We start from the raw sequence: 1,856 nt of genomic DNA, 5'->3' as shown, positions 1-1,856 counted from the left end.
TGCTGCGCAGCATTTTCATTCCCGCGCGGCTCAGCGACCGCTGGGTCACGCTCGATGCCGCCGACCGCAGGACGAAGGGCATCCGCATCGTCGAGGCGGAAAATCCCGACGAGGAGGCGCAGGCGATCGCGCTACTGGTGCGCCAGGCGCTCGACATCCCCGCACGGCGCGTCGCCATCGTCACGCCCGATCGCAGCCTCGCGGCGCGCGTGATTGCGCATCTGCGGCGCTGGGATATCGAGGCGGACGACAGCGCCGGCGAGGCTTTGCCAGTCACGCCGCCCGGGCGGTTCCTGCTCGCGGTGGCACAATGCCTGGCCGATGATTTCGCGCCGGTGCCGCTGCTCGACCTGTTCAAGCACCCGCTCGCGCAGGCGGGCGAGACGCGCCGCGAATGGCTTGACGAGGTGCGCGCACTCGACCGGCTGCTCCGCGGCCCGCGCCCCGCGCCGGGGCTTGCCGGGATCGCAACCACCATCGGCAACCGCCCGCTCAAGGCGTGGTGGCAAGAGGCGAGGGCGCTGCTCGATTCCATCGCCCGATGGCCGCGCGAGCAGCAGCTGCTGTCCGCAACCATCCAGGCCATCGCCGCTGCCGCCGATGCTCTGAGCAACCAGGCGGTCTGGACGGGGCTGGCGGGACGTTGCGCCTCCGATCTGGTGCAGCAATTGCTTGCGCGCACCGGCACGCACGATCCTCTGGTGACGCCATCGCAGGCGGTCAACATCCTTGCCCGACTGATGCGCGAGAAATCGGTGCGCCCGCCTTATGGCAAGCACCCGCGCGTCGCGATCTACGGCCTGCTCGAGGCACGGCTGCAGAGCGCGGACCTGGTGATATGCGCCGGGCTCAACGAGGGCGTCTGGCCGCAAATCCCTTCGCCCGATCCCTGGCTCGCGCCGATGGTGCGCAACACGCTGGGCCTGGCACCGCTCGAAATGCGCGTCGGCTTGTCGGCGCAGGACCTTGCCGGAGCGCTTGCCTCGGCTGAGGTGGTGCTGACACGGGCCAGGCGCGATGGCAGCGCACCAACGGTCGCCTCGCGCTTTCTGCTGCGCCTGCAGGCGGTCGCGCCCGACCGGCAGATGGAGGATCACGAAACGCTGGCGCTGGCGCGCAGGCTCGACCGCCGCCTGCCCATGGAGCGGATCGAGAAGCCCGCACCGCGCCCCAGCACCGAGCAACGGGTCAAGCGGCTGTCGGTGACCGAACTCGACCGTTTGCGCGCCGATCCATATGCCTTTTACGCCAAGCGCATTCTCGCGCTGCCCTCGCTCGACCCGGTCGATGCCGAACCGAGCGCGGCCTGGCGCGGGACACTGGTGCACGAAATCCTGGAGTACTGGCATCGCGAGGACGGTCTCGATGCCGCCAGCCTGGTGCCACGCGCCTGCCGATATCTCGACGAGGCCAATGTCCATCCGCTGATCAAGGCCTTGTGGCGGCCACGCCTGGTCGCAGCATTGAACTGGATCGCCGAGGAAACGCTGGCGCTCGCAGGCGAAGGGCGCCGGATGATCGATGCCGAACGCAGCGGCACCTTCATGATCGAGGGCGTCGAGATTCGCGGCAAGGCGGACCGCATCGACCGTCTGCCCGATGGCACGCTCGCGATCGTCGACTACAAGACCGGCAAGCCGCCCAGCGCGCGCCAGGTCGAGGCGGGCTATGCACTGCAGCTCGGGCTGCTCGGCATGATGGCCGAGCGTGGCGGATTTGCTGCCAAGGACAACCAGCCCGAGATCGCGGGCAAGGCCGCAGCGTTCGAATATTGGTCGCTAACCAGGAGCAAGTCCGGGGATTTCGGATATCGCGAGACGCCGGTGGGCCGCAAGAACAGCGAGCTGACCGCCGAG

Annotated in this window: 1 protein-coding gene; it reads left to right on the top strand. The window is 68.9% G+C overall.

Annotation, left to right across the window (positions count from 1 at the left end):
• Positions 1-1,856, top strand: a 1,856-nt coding sequence (gene addB / locus AX735_RS02000; RefSeq protein WP_082750877.1) for a double-strand break repair protein AddB, incomplete at both ends; no start/stop codon positions are given.

The sequence above is a fragment of the Blastomonas sp. CCH1-A6 genome (genome assembly GCF_001556365.1).
GTDB lineage: Bacteria > Pseudomonadota > Alphaproteobacteria > Sphingomonadales > Sphingomonadaceae > Blastomonas > Blastomonas ursincola.
This window is presented reverse-complemented; position numbering and strand designations above follow the sequence as displayed.